The organism is Buchnera aphidicola (Sitobion avenae) (assembly GCF_005082585.1).
GTDB classification, from domain to species: domain Bacteria; phylum Pseudomonadota; class Gammaproteobacteria; order Enterobacterales; family Enterobacteriaceae; genus Buchnera; species Buchnera aphidicola_Z.
The window spans coordinates 490,403-508,984 of record NZ_CP034855.1 but is presented as its reverse complement, the minus strand read 5'-3'; the positions used below and the strand labels follow the sequence as shown (position 1 = coordinate 508,984).

Here is an 18,582-nt window from a genome sequence, read left to right as displayed (position 1 = left end):
TTTTATATTGTTATAGGCATTTCACTGGTTTAGGTATCCCAGCAATTTTACTGGCTTGTTTAGCAGGTCCTTTAGGAAAAAGTTTAAATAAATAAATACTATTACTTTTAGATTCTCCTATCTCTTTTTTAATACTTTTAATTAGCATTCGCATTGATGGTGTTACATTGAATTTAAAATAAAATTTGCGCACAAAAATTATTACTTTCCAGTGATCAGGATTTAGATTAATATTTTCTTTTTTTGCAATTTCTTCTGCTAATATTATACTCCAATCTTTAGTTTTTTTTAAATATCCCTCTGAATCTTTTTCAATTTTTTCATATGTATATAATGTTTTATTATTAGAATTCATTATTTTTGATAGGCATGTTTAAACTTAAAAATAAGTTTTGAAGAAGACATTAAATTTAATATAGAGAATTATAAAATGAACTTTTTAGAATTACAAGTCACATTAAGTTTTTGTGTAATTTTTTTATTACGAATGTTAGGAATGTTTATGATTCTTCCTGTTTTGAGCAAATATGGAATGTATTTAGATGGAGCAAATAAATTTTTAATTGGTTTTTCAATGGGAACATATGGTATTGCTCAGATAATATTTCAAATTCCATTTGGAATACTGTCTGATAAATATGGTCGAAAAGAAATGATTTTAATAGGTCTTTTTATGTTTTTTTTAGGGAATTTTATATCAGCTAATGTTCATTCAATTTGGGGTTTGATAATTGGTAGATTTTTACAAGGTTCAGGGGCTATATCTGGTGTGTGCATGGCTTTTTTAACTGATTTGATTCGAGAAAAACACCATATTAAATCTATTGCTGCAATAGGTATCAGTTTTGCTGTTTCGTTTTTAATTGCTATGGTTTCTGGACCTTTGATTGTTAAATTTTTTGGTTTTTTTTCAATTTTTTGGATATCTTCTTTTGCATCTATTATGTGTATAATAATTTTTTACTTTTTAATTCCTTATTCAAAAAAAATCACATTAAAAAAAAATAATACATATTATTCATATAATCAAGTATTTCAATTTATTTTCGAAAAAAACAATTTTAGGTCTTATTTAGGTATATTTTTTTTACATTTTTTATTAATGATTAATTTTATGATGATTCCTAATCAGTTTGAACTTTCTGGTTTGTCTTTGAATGATCATTGGAAGGTATATTTAAGTACTATATTAATTTCTTTTTTTATTTTATCCTTATTCATATCTTATTGTAAATATAAATATATTCTAGAAAACATTATTGAAATTTGTATTTTTCTTATTTTTTTTTCAGAAGTGATTTTTCTAGTTATTCAAAATAATTTATTATTTTTAATAATTTCTTTGCAGATTTTTTTTATATCTTTTAACTTTCTTGAAGTTTTTCTTCCTTCATATTTAAGTAAAAAATCATTAAATAATTATAAAGGTAGTATTATGAGTATTTATTCTACGAGTCAATTTTTAGGTATTTCTTTTGGGGGTATTTTAGGTGGATGGTTATATAGTGTTTTCAATTTTTCGCAAATGTTTTTATTTCAGATATTTATTATTATACTATGGTTTCTTTTTAGTGTTATTTGTAAAAAGTAAATTTTATATATAGTATGTTAAAATTTAACAAATATTGATTATAATTTTATTGTGTTATAAATCATTAAATTTTTATTTTCTCTAGGTGCTTAAACATGAATTTTTTTCATTTGCATCAGATATATAAACGTCGCATAGATAAAAAATTATTTTATACATTAAATAAATTATCTTTTCAAAAATCAAATCTTTTAAAAGCAATGAAATATAGTTTATTTTCAGGTGGCAAAAGATTGCGTTCGTCTTTAATATATACAACTGGTAAAGTTTTTAAAGTGAATATAATTACATTAGATGTAATATCTATTGCTATTGAATGTATTCACTCCTATTCTTTAATACATGATGATTTACCATGTATGGATAATGATGATTTTAGAAGAGGAAGAATTTCTTGTCATATAAAATATGGTGAAAGCACTTCTTTATTAGCTGGTGATGCTCTACAAAGCCTTGCTTTTAATGTTTTATCTGAAAAATTTATGCCAAATGTATCTAATTTGAAACGTATAAAAATGATTTCTGAATTATCTAATTCTATTGGTTTTTCTGGAATGTGTATGGGTCAACAATTGGATTTAGAGGCAGAAAAAAAAGCAGTGAACTTATCTGAATTAGAAACTATTAATTTATATAAAACTGCTTTTTTAATACGTTCTGCTGTACGTTTAGTATATCTATCTTCTAATAATTTTTCTAAATCTATATTGTCACTTTTAGATTTCTTTTCAAGCTCTATCGGTTTAGCATTTCAAATTCAAGATGATATCTTCGATCTTAAAAAAGATAATATAAATATAAAAAATAAAAAAATAATTAAAAAGAATACTTATCCAACGATAATAGGTTTAGATAAATCTCAAAAAAAAATAAAAAAACTATATAATAAAGCATTTTCGGCATTAAATAGTTTAAAAAAAGAATTCAACACTAATCAATTAGAAGAATTAACAAAATTTATAATTAAACGTATTAAATAAATTGAATAATGAGTAGCTAATGAATTTTAATTTTAAAAAATATCCAATTTTATCTTTTGCTAATTCAGTAGAAAATTTACGTTGTTTACCTGTCGAACAGTTGCCTCAGTTATGTTTTGAACTACGCGCATATTTATTAGATGTAGTTACTGTTTCTAAAGGACATTTTGCTTCCGGACTAGGTGTAGTAGAAATTACTGTAGCTCTTCATTATGTTTATAATACCCCATTTGACAATTTATTATGGGATATAGGGCACCAGGCATATCCTCATAAAATATTAACTGGAAGAAGAAAAAAAATTAACAGTATTAGAAAGAAGAATGGCTTGCATTCTTTTCCTTGCCGAGAAGAAAGCAAATATGACGCTTTAAGTGTTGGTCATTCTTCCACTTCAATTAGTGCAGGTTTAGGAATGTCTGTTGCGGCTGAAAAAGAAGGTAAAAATAGACAGACTATTTGTATTATTGGTGATGGCGCAATGACTGCCGGTATGGCATTTGAAGCTATGAATCATGCTGGAGAAATAAAATCTAATTTATTAGTTATATTAAATGATAATCAAATGTCTATTTCAAAAAACGTAGGGGCTTTAAATAATCATTTAAAATTTCTAAGAAATATTAAAAATACTAAAATAAACCAAAAGAAAATACATTTGTTTTACCAGCAATTCTTTAGAAAAAATAAAAAAAGTAAAAATAATCGTATTTCTTTTCAATCGATATTTTCTCATTTAGGTTTTAAATACTTAGGTCCATTTGATGGGCATGATATTTTTTCTATTATTAATATGTTAAAAGAAATAAAAAACAAAAAAGGTACTTATTTATTACATCTTGTAACTAAAAAAGGAAAAGGTTATCTTCCAGCCGAGTTAGATCCTATTAAATGGCATGCAATATCATCATATAATTCATCAGTTTCAAAATCTCTTAGTTATTCAGATGTTTTTGGTTCTTGGCTGTGTGAAATAGCTGCATTTGATAAAAAGTTAATAGCTATTACACCTGCAATGTGTGAAGGTTCTGGAATGGTAAAATTTTCTCGTCTTTTTCCAGATCAATACTTTGATGTTGCTATTGCTGAACAACATGCAGTTACTTTTGCTGCAGGTCTCGCTATTAGTGGTTATAAGCCTGTTGTTGCTATTTATTCTACTTTTTTACAACGAGCATATGATCAACTTATACATGATATAGCATTACAAAAACTGTCTGTTTTATTTGCTATAGATAGAGGGGGTATTGTTGGTAATGATGGTCAAACTCATCAAGGAATTTTCGATCTAGCTTATTTAAGATGTGTTCCTGGAATAGTGATTATGACACCTAGTAATGAAAATGAATGTCGTCAAATGCTTTATACTGGATATATGTACAGAAAAGGTCCCAGTGTAGTAAGATATCCTAAAGGATGTGGTAATGGAACATTATTAATGCCTATGCACAGTATCCCATTAGGAGAATCTATAATAAAAAGGACAGGTAAAAAAATAGCGATTTTAAATTTTGGTGTTTTATTAGAAAACGCATTTTTTGCAGCAAATAATTTAGATGCAACGTTGGTTGATATGCGTTTTGTCAAACCTTTAGATAAAAATATGATTTTAAAATTATCATCTGAACATAAATTTTTTATTACTCTTGAAGAGGGTGTAATTTCTGGTGGAGCAGGAAGCGCTGTAAATGAGTTTATTATGATGAATAAGATTTTTCTACCTGTTTTAAATATTGGATTACCAGATAAATTTATTCCGCAAGGCACCCAAGAAGAAATTAGACATGATTATCAATTAGATGCAGAAGGCATTCATAATCAAATATTTTGTTGGTTAACACAATAATCGAGAATATGTTTATCAAGATTTAATCTAATCAAAAAATATTTTTGATAGAATTAATTATGTCACAATAATTTTTTTATTATATCCCATTTTAAATACTGCTTTATCTAACACGCCATTGATAAATTTATGACTGTCTTCAGAGCCGAATAATTTAGCTAGTTCAATACCTTCATTAATAGATACTTTGTAAGGTATATCATTTCTTTTATGTAATTCATAGAATGAAATTCTAAGAATTGCTTTTTCAATATGTCCTAATTCTTTTAGTGATCTAAATAAGTAAGGTTGCATTAAATAATCTATATTTTTACAATCACATGTAATACCATTGATCAACTCATAAAAATATACAATGTCAATATTATTTTTATTTTTTTCTTTTAAGAAATATATAGCATTTTCTTTAATATTATTATGAGATATTTCCCAAGAATACAGCATTTGTAAAGCATACGCACGTGCTTTTCGTCGAGAAGATGGTTTCATAAATAAAATTTCTCTTTTATTTTATATATTCGTATTATATCGTTTAGGTGATAGAATAAATCTCATATCAGGACCTATATTGCAAACATCTTGAAATTTAAACTGAAGAGCATTTAATATTTTTAATTTTTTATAAACCATACATAATGGTTTTGCTTCATGCCCTAGTATTTTAGGTGCCATATATATAATTAATTCATCTATTAAATATGAATTTAATAGAAATCCAGAGAAGGTGCTTCCAGCTTCTATCCAAACGTTATTGATTTCTGATTTCCCTAGAAATTTAAAAAGAGAAAATATATCAATTTTTTTATTATATTCTTTTTCTATGATTTGTGTTGTATTTTTAGGCCATATTTTATTGTCGGGTTTTAATCTTATCAGCCAAATTCTCCCTTCAGTTTCAATAATTTTATGTGATGGTTTAATACGATTTTGGCTGTCTATAATTACTCTTGTTGGATGTTGAAAGTGTTCTTGAGAAAAAATAGATAGTGTTTTTTTATCAAATTCTTTATAGCGTATATTTAATAAAGGATCATCACTTAAAATAGTAGAACTACTACTGAGAATAACTGAACTTTTTGCGCGAAACTTTTGAACATCTTGACGTGCATATTTTGATGTAATCCATTTACTTTCACCATTTCTCATGGCGATTCTTCCATCTATTGACATTGCTAATTTGAGTTGTATTCATGGTAAACCAGTTTTCATTCTTTTAAAAAATCCTTTATTATTTTTTTTTGACTCTTTTGAGAGCACACCTACTTGCACAGAAAGACCATGTTGTTTTAAGTATAGAACTCCATTACCAGAAACTTTAGGATTAGGATCTATATTAGAAATTATCACACGATCAATACCAGCTTTAACAAGTGCGTCACAGCATGGAGGTGTTTTCCCAAAATAATTACAGGGTTCTAGTGTTATATAAGCTGTTCCTCCTTTTGCTTCTTTTCCTGCCATGATTAATGCATTAATTTCTGCGTGATTTTTTCCTGGTTTTTTATGCCATCCTTCTCCAACAATAATATTATTTTTCACAATTACACAACCTACATTAGGATTGGGAGCTGTGGTAAATTCTCCTAATTTACTTAGTTCTATTGCTTTTTTCATGTAAAATATATCATTCATTTTTAACCAACACATTTTTTGTATTTTTATAAAATGTTTTTTTAATCAAAATGATTAAAACCTTTTTTTTTGAAAAGAATTTTGTTTTTATTACGAAATAAATTGAAACCGTGTTCAATAGGTGTAATGTACCCAATACACGTAAAATCAACTGAGAAATTTTTCTTAATTACATTTAATTTTTTAATGTTTTTTTTTGGAATAGTAAAACACAATTCATAATCTTCTCCTGCATGTAATGCCCAATCTAAGCAATATTTACGTTGAAAATTGTTTATTAAAATATTTGAAATAGGTAGTGTATTTAAATTGATATTTGCTCCACATTGACTACTTTTTAATATATGACCTAAGTCAGAAACTAATCCATCTGATATATCAATAGCCGCATTAGCAATTTTTCCCAGCGCTCTTCCTTCGCAAATTCTAGGAATAGGATTTAAGTGTTTTTTAATTAGATGATTGCGTATACTTGAATTTTTTATAAAAATCTTTTTTTTAAGTAAAAATAAACCAGCAGCGCTTTCTCCAAGAGTTCCGGTTACATAAATTAAATCTCCTATATTAGCGTTACTTCTTAATAATGTAGTCTTTTTTTTAATTAACCCGTAAACACTTAAAGTAATGCTTAATGGTCCACAGTTTGTATCACCACCAATTAAACGCATATTATATTTATTCAAGGTTTTAAAGAAACTATTGCTAAATTTTTGTAACCATAGACTATCAGATTTAGGCATTGTAATAGATAGTGTTATCCATTTTGGATTAGCGCCCATTGCAGCAAGATCACTGAGATTAACTGCTATTGTTTTATATGCTAAATCTGTAGGGCTTATACTTTTTAAAAAATGTGTACCTTCAACCAGTGTATCAGTACTAATCGCGAGAATATCATTTTTTGGTATTTTTATTAACGCACTATCGTCGCCAATTCCCTTAATTTCATTAAAATATTTTTTTTTATCCCGGTGGAAATATTGCGAGATAATTTCAAATTCAGTATATTTCATTATTTATAATTTAATCTTTACACAAGTAGTCAATAAAAAATATTGAATATTATATTATTTTTTTTAAAGTTCTCATAACATTAATCATTTCTAATGCAGCCAAAGCTGCTTCAGAACCCTTGTTACCCATTTTTGTCCCAGATCTTTCTATTGATTGTTCAATATTTTTTGTTGTTAATATGCCCAATGTAATCGGTAAAAAATATTGCGTGCTAATTCTTGAAAGATTGCTACTGGTATCACTAGCAATATATTTAAAATGATCAGTACTACCTTTTATAATTGTTCCTATAGCAATAATAGCGTCATATTTTCCGGAGTTCGCAAGATGACTTGCGACAGTTGGTATTTCATATGTTCCAGGTACGTATACTTGTAAAATTTTTTCCTCATTGACTTGGCCTATTCTTTTTAAAGTATCTAACGCTCCTAGTAATAAGTTGTTATTGATAAAATTATTAAATCGAGCAATAATAATAGCAATAGATGCATTTTTAGCTATAATTCCTGATTGAATCGTATTCATATTTTTATACTTTTTCATTATTACAATTGAGATAATTGATTACTTATTATTTGCTACCTAAGTATATCTATAGTGATTATAGAAACTTTATAATACAGAAGATTTTTTCTAATTTTTTCACAAATTTTAACATGATACATTTTATATTTATAAATACATATATTTTTCTTATTAAGAAATAGTTTTTTAATAAAATAATTATAATTTCTTTTCTTACTTCATTTTCTTTAAAAATATAAAGAGTTTATTTATTTCAAATAAATTTTATATTTTTCTGTTTGTATTTTTTCAGCTGACTTTTCATAAATATATTTTTTCTATTCTATTTTGTTTTATTAAAATTTATCTGATGTCTATATAAGGTCATCTTTTTTAATACATATAAAAAAATTGACTTTTTTATTATTTCTATTATCTATAAATGTGTTGTCTTGCATTTTCATGATAAAATTATTTATTTAAGAAATATGATCTAAAATACGTTTTTTTATCTAAATATCTATTATATATATCTTTTCTTTTTGGTAAAGCTGCATTTTCACGAGATAATAAGTGTTGAACATATTAGATATTTAAAACTATCTTTTTAATTTTTCTAGCTAGTACTATTAGAGTTTCTCATCATCTTATTTTAGCATTAATATAATAATTGATTACATTTTTTTAAAATGGATTTATCCTAAAGTAGTTAGGTTGATTAATATTTAAGTTATGTTTTAATCAGTTTCAAAATAAATTTCTAAATATATTTATTTTTTAAATGTAAAAAATAACAAAATTATTTTTTTTATAAAAAATATTGCTATTTTTTTTATAAAAGTGTATTATTTATTTTAATACAGACGCGGGGTGGAGCAGTTTGGTAGCTCGTCGGGCTCATAACCCGAAGGTCGTTGGTTCAAATCCAGCCCCCGCAACCAATGTAAATTTTAATTCTATATTTTTAATTTCACATCATCTTTTTTTAAAAAAACCTTCCAAATATTTTAATCTTCTTCTAAGATAAGAAAAATTATATTTATAAAAAATAATATATAGATTGCAATAAAAATGCAAGAGGATTTTTATGAAAGAACGTAATACTGAATTAGTTCAGGGTTTTCGTCACAGCGTTCCTTACATTAATGCTCATCGGGGTAAAACATTTATAATAATGTTGGGTGGTGAAGCAATTAAATATGGGAATTTTTCTGGTATTATTAATGATATAGGATTGTTACATAGTTTAGGTATTCGTTTGGTAGTTGTATACGGTGCCTGTCCTCAAATTAATACTATTTTAAAAGAAAGAAATATTAACATTATTTATCATAAATATATACGTATTACTGATTTAGCATCTTTAGAACAAGTAAAACAAGCAGCCGGAAGATTGCAACTTGATATTACAGCACGTTTATCAATGAGTCTAACTAATACGCCTCTGCAAGGAGCTAATATTAATGTAGTAAGTGGTAATTTTATTATTGCTCAACCGTTAGGAGTAGATGATGGTATAGATTATTGTCATAGCGGTCGAATTAGAAGAATTGATAAAAATGCCATTGATTATCAATTAAGAAATGGAGCAATAGTTTTAATTGGTCCAGTAGCAGTTTCTGTGACAGGAGAAAGTTTTAATTTAACTTCTGAAGAAATAGCTACTCAACTTAGCATTGAGCTAAAAGCAGAGAAAATGATAGGTTTTTGTAGAAATCAAGGCGTTATAAATCATAAAGGCGAAATTATTTCTGAATTATTACCAAATGATATAAAAAATACGATTAAAACACTAGAACAGACAGGTGATTACATGTCTTCAACAGTGCGTTTTTTAAGAGGGGCAATAAAATCTTGTAAAAGTGGAGTAAATCGTAGTCATTTAATTAGCTATCATAAAAGTGGCGCATTATTACAAGAATTATTTTCTCGTGATGGTATTGGCACTCAGATGGTTATGGAGTCAGCAGAAAAAATAAGACAGGCTAGCATTAACGATATTGGGGGGATACTAGAATTAATACGTCCTTTAGAAAAAAAAGGAATTTTAGTTCGTAGATCAAGAGAACAATTAGAAATAGAAGTAGATAAATTTACTATTATTGAATATGATAATTTAACTATTGCTTGTGCTGCATTATATCCTTTTTTGAAAGAAAAAATAGGTGAAATGGCATGTTTAGCAGTTCATCCTGATTATCGAAATTCTTCTCGCGGAGATTTATTGTTAAAAAATATTAAAATTCATGCGCAAGAAATGCATTTAGAAAAGATTTTTGTATTAACAACTCAAAGTATTCATTGGTTTCAAGAAAGAGGTTTTATTCTAGTAGATGTTGAAATGTTACCTGAAAGTAAAAAGAAAATGTATAATTATCAGCGTGGTTCAAAAATTCTAATGATTGATGTATTTTAAGTATTTATTGATATTGTTAATAGAAAGTAATTTACTTTTATTGATAAATTGTTTTATCTTTACCTTTTAAAGCTGTGTTGATAAAAATTTCTTTATCGGAAAAAATACTTAATTTTTCTCGACATCTTGTTATACCAGTATATAAAATATCTTTGTTTAAAACTTGAGCATTAAAATTTGGTAATATTAAAGCTGTATTAATAAACTCTGAACCTTGTGCTTTATGAACAGTAATAGCCCAAGCAGTGTTATAATTTCTTAAAATTTTTACAGGGATATTATTAACCGTGTTATTTTCTTTTAAAAAAGATACTTGTAAAACACCATTTTTACTGATATTAGTAATACCTATATCTCCATTAGATATATTTAAATATCTATTATTCCGAGTGATCATAATAGGTTTTCCTACATACCACTCTTGTCCATTAACAAGAAAATATTTTTTAATATTTTTTTTGTACATATGTTCTTCTAGTTTTTTATTTAAAAAATTAACACCAAATAGACCATCATGTAATACACATAATACTTGATAAGTCTGAAAAGCTTTTATTATTTTCTGTATTTTTTCTTTTTTCTGTATTTTATTCCAAAAATGTTTATAGTTTAAAGAGATATTTTTAATCATCTTTTCATATTTTTTAGAAGAGTTGGTTTCATAAAAAAATACATTTTTTATTAAGTTTTTAAATAATTTTGTAATAATTTTTATTTTATTATTACAAATAGCATTTGACAAAATATAAATTCCTGAGTTTTTATGAAATCTGTGATTTTTTTTTAAAACGCATATGCTATTACTAATAAATGTTGTGCTTTTTTTATTGGTTTTTTTTAACAATTTATATTGTGTTAGTTTTTCAATATTAATTATAGTTTTTAAGCTATATCCATCATTAGCGTAGTGACAAATTTTCCTTAAAACAGAACATGATTCTATTGGACATAATTGATTATGATCCCCTATAAAAATTAATTTAGTGTTTTTCGGAATAGACAGAAGTATTTTTTCCATCATTAAAATATCTACCATAGATATTTCATCAATAATTAAAACATCTACATCTAATAAGTTGTTTTTATTAAAAAAATTTTTTTGTGATATTTTTTGAATTCCTAATAGTTGATGTATAGTTATAGCTTTAGATGGGATAGAGTGTTTTTCTGTTTGAGAGCAATAGACGTCAAAAATATTATTTTTTATAATTTCAGTTAAACGTGTTGTTGCTTTTCCTGTTGGTGCAGATAATTGAATTTTTATTGATTTTTTTGAACTTTTAATTAGTGCAATTATTACTTTTAATACTGTAGTGGTTTTTCCTGTTCCAGGACCACCAACAATAAATGTTATACGATTTATTAAAGTAAGTGCTACTGCTATTTTTTGATAGTTTATAACTTTACTAGGAAATAAGTTATCTAGTATTTGAGAACACTTCTCTTGATTAATTCTTTGTTTTTTATTGTTTATATTTAAATAGTGCAAAATTTTTTTTTCAGATGCCCACATCTTATAAAGATATATTTTATCGTCATATAAAACTAAAGGTGTAGAAGTAGAACCGTCACTGACAGATTCATGTTTTAATAATTCGATAGTCCAATTTATTTTTTTTTGTAATATATTTAATATATTATTAATTAATTTTTTATCTGAACTAGAAAAAAAATAATTTTTTTCAAAGTATTGAATAGGTAAAAAAATATGACCTTTACTATTTTCATAACTTGTACAGGCTGCAACTAACATTACAATAATATTTTTTTTCGCGATAAATTGAGAAAAATAAAAGTCAATAGGACGTATTATTTTTAATTTTAAAATTTTTTTTAATAAAATAATCATATTTTTTATGAAATTAAAGTTGTTATTTTTTCTATAAGAGAATGATCTGGCATAGTGTAAAAAACACCATTATTTTTTTTATTAATCTCTGCAGCACGTAAAAAAACATACACAACACCACCAAAATCTTTTTTATAATTGTAATTTTTTATTTTCTCTTGTAAATATTTATGTATTGCTATAGTGTATATTTGATATTGTAAATCATATCTTTTTCTAATCATCTCTTTTTTGATATGTGTATCAGAATAAAAATCATTATTTTTACCCAACCAATTAGACTTATAATCTATAATGTAATATTTTTCTTTCCAAAAAAAGACCAAATCAATGAATCCTTTTAATAGTCCCTTGACTGGATTAAAAAATAATTTCGGAGCAGTCATTGATATAGGATCAATAGATTGAATAATTTTGTTTAATTCTTTGTCATATAATATATTTTTTATAGGTAAAAAAAATTCTAATTCTTTCATGCACAATTTTTCGTGTATTTTAGATAAAATAATTTTTTTATTGGTAATTGGTATATTAATGATATTTTTTATCCAAGTAATTAATGTTTGAGTCCATTTGGTAGATAAATTATATTCTTCTAAAATATCAGAAACCCAATGACAATCTTTTTTCTTAAACACATGTAAATTTTTTAATATATAATGAATCATTAATCCAGTTTTTTTTCCTTTTGGAAAGCTGTGTATTGTTAATAATTTATTTTTGTTTTCTTTCTTTTTTATTAAAAATTTTTCTTGAATAATTTTTTTATGTTCTTTGAATAATTTATTTGCTTCATTTAATTGTGTAAAACTCGTTATATTCCAAGTATTTTTTATATTTGTATTTATACTAACATTTCTATTTATTAAATAAATAGTTTGTTTTTTTACTGGCATTTTAATACAATCTGTATTATTTTTTACTTCTATTAAATTATTTGCACTTATTTTTTTTAATTTTTCACATAAATCTTCATAATTCATAGATCTTCCATTTTGAATAAGGTATCCTATACTACTTTTATGAACATCACTATGATTCCCATTTTTTTTTATTTTTTTTATTAAACACGCTATTCCGATGCTGCAATGAAGAATAGATCTTGTGAGTGCGACATATAAAAATCGTATATCTTCTGCTAATCTCTCTTCATCTGATATTTTTAAGTATTTATTACTTTCTTTTGTATTAAAAAGTGTTTTGAAATTCTTTTCATCATGATAAATAGGTAATATTGCTTTTTTAAAATCTATACTAAAAGGTATCCAAACAATGGGATATTCTAATCCTTTAGATTTATGTATAGTAATTATTTTAATTGATTGAGATTCATTAAAATTTCTAATATATTCATTATGTGAAACATGTGTTTCTTGTGATATTTTTTTTTGAAACCAACGAATTAAAGATGTTTTTTTTTCAAAAAATTGAAATTGTTCTTGTAGTATTTCTGCTATATGTAAAAAATTTAAATTTTTCATGTAATTAGCATTTATTTCTGCAGGATCAGAATGTTCTTGATATTCTAATATCATAATTTTAATCATATGGTAAATGTCTATCTCTTCCCATATACGGTAATATTCGTATAATTTTTCTATTATAAAAAATGAATTTTCTTTTTTTGATAAAAACAATATTTTTTTTAAGATATGCGTAGAAATAGATCGTTGTAATAATTTTTCATTATCAGGATCTATAATAGATTCTAGTAACCAAAGTAGTTCTTGAGAATCCATAGTTTGAAATACACTTTTTTTGTCAGATGAATATATTGAAATTATATTGAGTTTTTTTAGCTCTTCCTGAATAAGAGAAGCTTCTTTTTTATTTCTTACTAATATTGCAACATCATTAGATGTTAGAATTTTTTCACCTTTTTTGGTTATAATTTTAGCCTGTCCTTTTTTTGCACAATTTAACCAAAAACTAATTTCATTTGCGCACTGTTTTGAAATCCAGGATTGATAATCATCTATACGTACTTCTTTTTTTTTCTGAAAAAAAAATCTAATTGGTATCTGTGGAACTTCATTGATGATAAAGTTCATTTTTGAATTTTGATCAGCGGGTATTATTGGTATATAAGGAATATTTTCGAATATAAATATACTTTTATTTTGAGAGAATAACATATTAATACCTTGACACATACTTATAGAAGAACGCCAATTAGTATCAAGATAATAGTATTTTTTTATTTTAGATTTTGCATATAAATAAGAAAAAATATCTGCACCTCTAAAACTATATATTGCTTGTTTTGGATCACCAATAAGAAATAATATTGTTTTTTTGCTTTTTTTATATAAACGATTAAACATTTTATATTGTTGAATATCAGTATCTTGAAACTCATCAATAAATGCTGCTGGATATTGTTTTCGTATTAATTTTCTTAAAGATTTTTCTTTTTTTATAATTTTGAAAAGAATATTTAATAAGTCATTAAATCCTAGAAAAGATTTTTTTTTCTTTTCTTTTAGCAAAAATTTTTTAATTTTTTTTATGGCATAAATTATCAAAATATTTTTTAATGAAAAATTTTTTTTTAATATTTTTTCAGTTTCTTGAAAAACGATATATTTAGAGCAAATATTATTTCTTGTATTCTGTTTTATATTTTTTTTTGCGAAATATTTTAATGAAATAGGTATTGTATAATCTTTAGTTTCAGATTTAGCCCATATTGTAATATGATTAATCCATTTAGTAAGATTCAAATTACTATATATTTTTTTATTTATTTGTACAGTGTTAATTTCTTTTATGATTTTTTCATAGTGTATTAACCATATTTCTTTAAAAATATTTATTGTTTTTATATTTATATGATGACGTATAATCAAATCTTTATTGTTTGAAATTTTTTCAGAAAAATTAATTGACTGCATATGTAAAAATGGTCTGATATCTTTTAAAAGGTGTTCTGGACTTTTATAGTCTTTATAAATAATATTGATTATATTTTCCGGTAAATTGTAAAAACAATGTCTCCAGAAATCTTGTGTAGCTTGTAAATATAAATCATCTTCGTTATTGATTATTTTATCTTCAAAAAGATAATTTAAATTAAAAGTATGTAATTGCAATATATGTTGACAGAAACCATGTATTGTATAAATAGACGAATTATTTATATCATTTTTTGCGGTTTGTAAAACAGAAATAGCTTCATCTATATCTTTTATTTCTTTTAAAAAAAAATTTAAAGAGGTGTTTTTATTTTTCTTTTTAATACATGTTAAATATAGATTTTGAATTCCATCTTTAATACGTATATATAATTCTTCTTTTGCTGCATTAGTAAAAGTAACTACTAATATTTGATGTACTAAAAGTTTTTTTGTATTTTTTTTTTTAGACCCAATAATAAACGTAAATATAATAGTACAATGGTGAAAGTTTTTCCTGTTCCTGCAGAAGCTTCTATTAAGTGTATTCCATTCAGAGGTATTTTAAATACATTAAGTTTTTCTTTGATATTTGTATTATTCATATTATTTTTTATTTGTTTTTTTATGTTTTAATACTGGAATTAACCATTTTTCAGCTGTTTTACAAATTTTTTTTATATTTTTTTCGTTTAATTTTGAAATTATTTGTTTAATGTAAAAGTTTTCTTGTTCTCCTTGAATATATTTGTTTCCTATCCATATTTCTAATAATTTCTTATGTCCTTTTTCTTGGATATAATAATCATTGCTTACAATTTTATTTTTTCTATCATAAACTTGATCAAGCCAAGATGCGCCTGATTTTGTTAATAATATAGGTTTTTTTATACCCTCCACATATCCTTTAATATATTTTAAAAGATAAGTATATGCTAGATCAAAAGTTAAGGAAGAAAAAGACCAAGTTTGTTTTTTATAACCTATTATTCTACTTTCTCCACAGCCGCCTAATAAAGAGTAAATTAAATGTTCTAACCATAAAGTAATACGATCACTAAAGTTGATTGTATTAGGTTTCCAACGTAGTAATCCTGTGGTTTGTATTTCAGATAAGATTCCATCTATTTGATATTTTTCTATTTTTAAATTAATTTTTTTCTCTTCTTTTGAAATTCTGTATTTCATAACTTCTTTTGCTATCATTGTCATTTCTTTTAGTTTTTGATTCCAGAATATCTTTCCAAAAAAATCATAAGGTAGTTTTCCAGAAAGCATATATTTTTTAAATAATTCCATTGTATCTTGATTATTTATTATTTTATTTAATAAAATATTTTTTATCTTAAAAGAATCTTCTTGATTTACTGAAAAAGGTTCTGTTGTATTAATTGCGTGTTTTTTTATATCAACTTTTATTTGCAGATTAACATTAAAAAAATAGCATATCGGGTTTTTCCAAAATGTAATTAAATCTTTTAAATTAATTTTAGTACAACTATTTCTTTTCAGAATATTTTTATTGTTGATATTTCTATTTGTATATTTAAATACATCTTGTAAATTTTCTGTTGTACTAGGATTGGCGTATTTTTTTTTATAAAAATATTGTATTTTATATTTTTTACAAAGATGCTTAATGATTTTTTTAGAGTTGTCTTGTAAAGATAAATTACAATCTCCTGAAAAACAGAAATTTGATGATATATAGTGTAGTAATTGATCTATTAAAATCGAAGGATATATTTTACTTTCATCTTTAATGGAATATCCAACATAACTAATATAAAAATATTGTTCAGCACAAGATATGCTTTGAGCAAATAAGTAGCAATATTTTTGATAGATATTAATATCTTCAATTAATGGGTATTTTTTTAATAAATTAAATTTATCTAAATGATTTATTTTTGGAACACTTAGATGATCTGCTCCAATAATACATATTATTTTAAATGGAATATAACATACAGCATTAGGATGACAAAAATTTACTACATCGGGTAAGAATTTTTGATGATTGTTAAAATAATATTTATAAAAAAAATTTTTGATTAGTATATTAATTGAAACTTTTTTTAAATAACCAGATGACAAATTATTATTAATCATTTCTGTCCAATTTTTTTGGATCATTTTAATAGATTTTTCTATTTTTTGACTGCAGAAAAAAAAATCATTAATTAAATCTTTAGATAAAGAATGCCAATGTATAAGATATTGTGATCTCGATAATTTTTTTTGCCATTTCTTTAATGTTTTTATAAATATAATTAATTTTTCTATAATTTCTGTTCTAGAACCATTAATTGAACTACATGATAAAATATTATTCCAAACTTTTTCTGTATCATTCATTGCATAGCTAAGAAGTAATTTTTCTATGCCGTATAACCAAGTATTTTGTTTATTTTTAGGAAATGATAAATAATCTTTATGTTTGCAATCAATAGCCCATCGAATGTTTGCTTCTTCTATCCAATAATATAAAATTTTTATTTCTTCTTCTGATAAGTTAAATTTCTTTGCTATTTCAGGAATATCAAGAAATTCTAATATTTCTTCATTATGAAAACGACTATTAGCTAAATTTAATATCTTCTTAAAAGAAGATATTATTATATTTGTTTTTTTAGAAAATTTATTCGCAATAAAAAAAGGAATTTGTTTTTTATTATTTTCTGATGCAAATACTGAATTAATAGATGAAATATAATTTTCAATTGAAAAAGAAGTAACAACTACATCTTTAGGCTTTATAGATGAGTTTTTATTAAAAAATATTAATAATTTTTTATGCAGTATTTCAATTTCATTTTTTTTATTAAAACAAATATTTATAGAAATTGAATTATCTGTTGAGATTAGAAATCTTTTTTTTTTATTAATATTTTTTTTTAATAAATCATTTTTAATGCTGTTTAATAAATTTCTATTGTTATTTTCCTTGAAACAATTAATTATTTTCATTTCTTTAGATCGAATGATATATAAAGCATATATTTTTTCATATTGTCCCCATAATTTTATTAGTGAATTATCACACGGTTTTTTATTTTTTTTTTGATTTAAAAAGATATTATTATCTTGTATAAAATTAAATATGTTTTTTTTAAAAGGAGTAACGTATAAAAAGTAAATATTAATATATGTACTAATATTTTGAAAAATCCTTATATAAGAAGGATTTAATGCAAAAGAAGAAATAATAAAACAACGACTGGGTAGATGTTTTTTTTGTATTTTTTTTTCCTCAAATAATTTTTGAAAATTATAAAATAAATTTGCAAAATGATAACTATATTGATGAGTTTTTTTTGAATTTTTTATTATTTCTATCCATAATTTTATTTGCCATATATCATTTTGATCAATGATTGATGTATTTTTTTCTGTCTCCCATTCATTAATCCAATTAGGACGATAAAAAATATATTGTTCAAATATATTTGCCATAAGAAATGAAAATTTAAATTTTTGAAGTTTAGCTTCTTTTTTATTATAATTTTCAAAAATTTTTTTATCATCTATAATTTTCATAATTTTCCAAATCATCATAGAATGAGTGAAAGTATTTTTTAATTTTTTTTTAGGTGATATTATTTCGAATAACTTCCATATAAAATCATTAGGATGATATAATTTTATATTAGCAGAAATTCCTATTTTTTCAGCAATAAATATATTTAAGTATTGGAATAGTATTTTACTATCATAAACAAAGATTTCTTTTTCAAAAATATTATTAAGAGGTTTTTCTTGAATAATTTTATATGCTTCTAATAACAGTGTATTAAGTGAATTTGATTTATAAACTATAAACATAGAAATCCAGTTTTTTAAATACATTAAAAAA

General features: G+C 24.0%; 12 protein-coding genes, 1 tRNA gene and 1 pseudogene. 5 read left to right on the top strand and 9 right to left on the bottom strand.

The genetic code is table 11. The features are described 5' to 3' along the window. Positions 1–10: 10 nt before the first annotated feature. On the bottom strand, positions 11–355 hold the full coding sequence (locus tag D9V77_RS02330) for a TusE/DsrC/DsvC family sulfur relay protein (RefSeq protein WP_158338695.1): 345 nt from the start codon (positions 353–355) through the stop codon (positions 11–13). 75 nt (positions 356–430) lie between these two features. Here D9V77_RS02330 and D9V77_RS02325 point away from each other — a divergent pair, with 75 nt between their 5' ends. The 3 genes from D9V77_RS02325 to dxs all read left to right on the top strand — a co-directional run bounded on the left by D9V77_RS02325 (position 431) and on the right by dxs (position 4,417). Next, positions 431–1,591: an MFS transporter gene (locus D9V77_RS02325; protein ID WP_158338693.1), complete on the top strand. Its 1,161-nt coding sequence runs from the start codon at positions 431–433 to the stop codon at positions 1,589–1,591. Positions 1,592–1,686: 95 nt separating this feature from the next. Further along, the gene (gene ispA, locus D9V77_RS02320; RefSeq protein ID WP_158338691.1) at positions 1,687–2,571 is read left to right on the top strand and encodes a (2E,6E)-farnesyl diphosphate synthase; all 885 of its coding nucleotides are present in this window, start codon (positions 1,687–1,689) and stop codon (positions 2,569–2,571) included. Positions 2,572–2,590: 19 nt separating this feature from the next. Continuing rightward, on the top strand, positions 2,591–4,417 hold the full coding sequence (dxs, locus tag D9V77_RS02315) for a 1-deoxy-D-xylulose-5-phosphate synthase (RefSeq protein WP_158338689.1): 1,827 nt from the start codon (positions 2,591–2,593) through the stop codon (positions 4,415–4,417). A 57-nt stretch (positions 4,418–4,474) separates the two neighbouring features. On the opposite strand, the gene nusB is transcribed toward dxs, so the two are convergent. The 4 genes and pseudogenes from nusB to ribE form a co-directional block, all read right to left on the bottom strand. Next, complete coding sequence (gene nusB / locus D9V77_RS02310) at positions 4,475–4,906, bottom strand: transcription antitermination factor NusB (RefSeq protein ID WP_158338687.1); 432 nt, start codon at positions 4,904–4,906, stop codon at positions 4,475–4,477. A gap of 21 nt (positions 4,907–4,927) precedes the next feature. Further along, positions 4,928–6,031: pseudogene (gene ribD / locus D9V77_RS03160) on the bottom strand (bifunctional diaminohydroxyphosphoribosylaminopyrimidine deaminase/5-amino-6-(5-phosphoribosylamino)uracil reductase RibD). A gap of 59 nt (positions 6,032–6,090) precedes the next feature. Further along, entirely contained in the window at positions 6,091–7,062 is a 972-nt protein-coding gene (thiL, locus tag D9V77_RS02295; RefSeq protein ID WP_158338685.1) for a thiamine-phosphate kinase, read from the bottom strand. 49 nt (positions 7,063–7,111) lie between these two features. Beyond that, positions 7,112–7,588 carry a 6,7-dimethyl-8-ribityllumazine synthase gene (ribE, locus tag D9V77_RS02290; protein WP_158338683.1) on the bottom strand — a complete coding sequence of 159 codons (477 nt, stop codon included), beginning with the start codon at positions 7,586–7,588 and terminating at the stop codon, positions 7,112–7,114. Positions 7,589–8,431: 843 nt separating this feature from the next. On the opposite strand from ribE, the gene D9V77_RS02285 reads away from it, so the two are divergent. Both D9V77_RS02285 and argA read left to right on the top strand, forming a co-directional pair. Continuing rightward, positions 8,432–8,508, top strand: a tRNA-Met gene (locus tag D9V77_RS02285). 146 nt (positions 8,509–8,654) lie between these two features. Then, on the top strand, positions 8,655–9,983 hold the full coding sequence (argA, locus tag D9V77_RS02280; protein ID WP_158338681.1) for an amino-acid N-acetyltransferase: 1,329 nt from the start codon (positions 8,655–8,657) through the stop codon (positions 9,981–9,983). Positions 9,984–10,020: 37 nt separating this feature from the next. On the opposite strand, the gene recD is transcribed toward argA, so the two are convergent. From recD to recC, 4 genes are read right to left on the bottom strand one after another with little or no spacing between them, the layout of a single operon-like run. Next, positions 10,021–11,832, bottom strand: a complete 1,812-nt coding sequence (recD, locus tag D9V77_RS02275) for an exodeoxyribonuclease V subunit alpha (RefSeq protein ID WP_158338679.1) — start codon at positions 11,830–11,832, stop codon at positions 10,021–10,023. 5 nt (positions 11,833–11,837) lie between these two features. Next, the gene (gene recB / locus D9V77_RS02270) at positions 11,838–15,158 is read right to left on the bottom strand and encodes an exodeoxyribonuclease V subunit beta (protein ID WP_261979302.1); all 3,321 of its coding nucleotides are present in this window, start codon (positions 15,156–15,158) and stop codon (positions 11,838–11,840) included. A gap of 8 nt (positions 15,159–15,166) precedes the next feature. Next, on the bottom strand, positions 15,167–15,331 hold the full coding sequence (locus tag D9V77_RS03155; RefSeq protein ID WP_261979265.1) for a UvrD-helicase domain-containing protein: 165 nt from the start codon (positions 15,329–15,331) through the stop codon (positions 15,167–15,169). Position 15,332: 1 nt separating this feature from the next. Next, entirely contained in the window at positions 15,333–18,551 is a 3,219-nt protein-coding gene (gene recC / locus D9V77_RS02265) for an exodeoxyribonuclease V subunit gamma (protein ID WP_158338677.1), read from the bottom strand. Positions 18,552–18,582 lie beyond the last annotated feature (31 nt).

Excerpts from the sequence above, each read along its gene's own strand:
- D9V77_RS02330 (WP_158338695.1), bottom strand. The coding sequence starts at position 355 with ATGAATTCTAATAATAAAACATTATATACATATGAAAAAATTGAAAAA.
- D9V77_RS02325 (WP_158338693.1), top strand. The coding sequence starts at position 431 with ATGAACTTTTTAGAATTACAAGTCACATTAAGTTTTTGTGTAATTTTT.
- ispA (WP_158338691.1), top strand. The coding sequence starts at position 1,687 with ATGAATTTTTTTCATTTGCATCAGATATATAAACGTCGCATAGATAAA.
- dxs (WP_158338689.1), top strand. The coding sequence starts at position 2,591 with ATGAATTTTAATTTTAAAAAATATCCAATTTTATCTTTTGCTAATTCA.
- nusB (WP_158338687.1), bottom strand. The coding sequence starts at position 4,906 with ATGAAACCATCTTCTCGACGAAAAGCACGTGCGTATGCTTTACAAATG.
- thiL (WP_158338685.1), bottom strand. The coding sequence starts at position 7,062 with ATGAAATATACTGAATTTGAAATTATCTCGCAATATTTCCACCGGGAT.
- ribE (WP_158338683.1), bottom strand. The coding sequence starts at position 7,588 with ATGAATACGATTCAATCAGGAATTATAGCTAAAAATGCATCTATTGCT.
- argA (WP_158338681.1), top strand. The coding sequence starts at position 8,655 with ATGAAAGAACGTAATACTGAATTAGTTCAGGGTTTTCGTCACAGCGTT.
- recD (WP_158338679.1), bottom strand. The coding sequence starts at position 11,832 with ATGATTATTTTATTAAAAAAAATTTTAAAATTAAAAATAATACGTCCT.
- D9V77_RS03155 (WP_261979265.1), bottom strand. The coding sequence starts at position 15,331 with ATGAATAATACAAATATCAAAGAAAAACTTAATGTATTTAAAATACCT.
- recC (WP_158338677.1), bottom strand. The coding sequence starts at position 18,551 with ATGTTTATAGTTTATAAATCAAATTCACTTAATACACTGTTATTAGAA.